Source organism: Nocardia sp. NPDC004722 (assembly GCF_053601505.1).
This window is the reverse complement of record NZ_JBSGBY010000949.1, coordinates 1-2,120: the sequence shown is the minus strand read 5'-3', so window position 1 is coordinate 2,120 and position 2,120 is coordinate 1. Positions and strand designations below refer to the sequence as shown.

The following is a 2,120-nucleotide window of genomic DNA, read 5'->3' as shown; positions in this document are numbered from 1 at the left end:
CCTGATCGTTGCCGGTGCCTGGCCCGCCCTGCTGGCCGTGTCCGCCGGTGTCGCGGCCGCGAACCCCGGCCAGCCCGGCGTCGCCGCCCCGGGAACAGGTCAGCCGGGGGTGAGCATCGCCCCCCAGCCTGCCGCGCCTGCCGCTCCGGCGGTGGTGGCCCCGGCCGCGCCGTCGGCGAGCCTGGCGGATTGGGCGCCGGATCCGCAGGTGGTGATGCCGTTGCCGACCTGGCGGCCGCGCCCCCAGCAGCAGCAGAACGAACCCCAGCAGTCCTACGTCCCTGATACGAGCGCCGATGACAGCACCGCCATCGATACCCCCGCCGATGCGGTGAGTGTGCCGGCGGCCGCGCCGGTGGATCCGCACACCCTGCGGTTGGGCACCACCGTGGTCGGGCTTCCGGCCGGGGTCGATCAACGTGCCCACGACAAGGCCCAGGCGTATGTGGATGTCGCGGAATGGAACCTGGCCGCGCTCGGGGACCGAATGGGATTGCCCAGCAACGAATCCGACCGCATGGCCGCGGCCGCGCTCGGTGGTGGCGTGGTCGGCGCACCGGTGGGAGCACTCGTCGCAGCCCCGGTCGGCGCGGTCACCGGCTGCGGTGTCGGCGCCCTGGTCGGTGCGGCCGCAGGCGCGTTGATCGGCGGCATCCCCACCGCGGGCGCACTCGCCCTGCCGGGTGCGGGAATTGGTGCCGCGGTCGGGTGTGGTGTCGGTGCCGCCTCGGGCGGGCTGACCTTCGGTCTCGCTGGCGGCGTCGCCGGTGGCCTGCTCGGTGCCGGTGGTGGCGCGGTGATCGGTGGCGCGGATCAGAACGTGAAGCTCCCGACCGACGTCCCGCCCTTGGTCGATGCCCCGGACCCCGCGCCGATGCCCGCCCCGGCGGATGTGGCTGCGGCGGACCGGGTTCCGGCGGCCGCCCCGATCGCGGCCCCGATGCCCGCCCCGGCGGTGCCTGCGGTCGAGCAGGTCGCCGCGCAGGTCCTCGACACCGTGCACCAGGCCGTCGCCGACGACCCCGGCCTCAACGCAGACGTGGGGTCGCTGCGTGATGCCGTCGCTGCGTTGCCGCCGGTCTCGGCCGATCAGCTCGGCGGTTTCGCGGCCCCGGTCAACGACGTGCTCGCCGCGGTCCAGGCGGCCGTGGCGGGCAACTGAAAATCCATGAAACCGGTTGGTGGAGGAGGTGAATCGGTGATGAATGAGACCTGGCGCAGCTGGCTGCCGGACACGAGCACGGACTCCGACCTCAACGGCGAGGAGCTCGACAACGGCGTCAGCACGGGAGAAGTGTTTGTCGATGACGACCCGCTGCGCGAGATCGCCGCCGATATGCGCCGCCGCTCCGACACCCGCACGGTGCGCCGCCGCGCGGTACGCATCGCCGGGGTCGCGGCGGCCGCCGTCCTGGTTGTTGGTGGCGCTGCGGCGTTGACAATGTTGTCCGATCACGGCAATTCCCAGGCCGCCACCCCGGCACCGAAGGCCGTGGCCCCGACCTCGACGACTCCGGCGTGGTGCGCGCAATCGCATACGCCCACACTCGTTGTCGGCAACGGCGCCGGCCGGGCACCCGGCAGCAAGGGCGCGACCGGCCCGGATCTGATCCTGTATCAGCAGTACGCCTGGTACGTGCTGCGCGACCCCAACGCCGCCCGCTCGGTGCTGGCCCCCGACGCGGCGGCCGCCGATCCCGATCAGGCCCGCGCCGCAGTGGCCGCGATCCCGGCCGGGACACGGCACTGCGTCACCATCACCACCCTGCAGCCCGGCCATTTCGACGTCCAGATCGAAGAACGCCATCCCGATGGCACGACCGCGCAGTGGCAGCAGACGGTCACCACCGACCTGGTCGACGGTAAAACGCTGATCACCGCGATCACGGCCGGAGGGCAGTCGTGATGGCGCGCATCAACTTCCTGGACCCGGTACTCGGCGAAAACGTCGAGTCACCCCTCACAGCGGCCGCACCCGCCGGGACCGTCCTGGATCCGGTTCCGGCGGGTGCGGGACCGAAAACCCTGCACCGGATAGGGATTCCACCGCTACTCGTCGTGGGTAGTGGTGGAGGAGTCGGCACCACGACCACCACGCTCGGGCTCGCCGCCGCGGCTGC

The 2,120-nt window shown here is 72.5% G+C and carries 2 protein-coding genes and 1 pseudogene; all 3 read left to right on the top strand.

Translation table 11 applies throughout. From position 1 onward, the window contains the following. A partial coding sequence (locus ACWELQ_RS44455; RefSeq protein WP_452402978.1) for a hypothetical protein occupies positions 1 to 1,162 on the top strand: 1,162 nt, incomplete at its 5' end. A gap of 39 nt (positions 1,163 to 1,201) precedes the next feature. Then, on the top strand, positions 1,202 to 1,906 hold the full coding sequence (locus ACWELQ_RS44450; RefSeq protein WP_452402977.1) for a hypothetical protein: 705 nt from the start codon (positions 1,202 to 1,204) through the stop codon (positions 1,904 to 1,906). Further along, positions 1,906 to 2,120 (top strand): annotated as a pseudogene (locus tag ACWELQ_RS44445) (hypothetical protein); the annotation flags it as partial. The gene ACWELQ_RS44450 and the pseudogene ACWELQ_RS44445, both read left to right, overlap by 1 nt.

Bases quoted from the DNA above. Each gene is read 5' to 3' on its own strand.
- ACWELQ_RS44450 (WP_452402977.1), top strand. From the start codon at position 1,202: ATGAATGAGACCTGGCGCAGCTGGCTGCCGGACACGAGCACGGACTCC.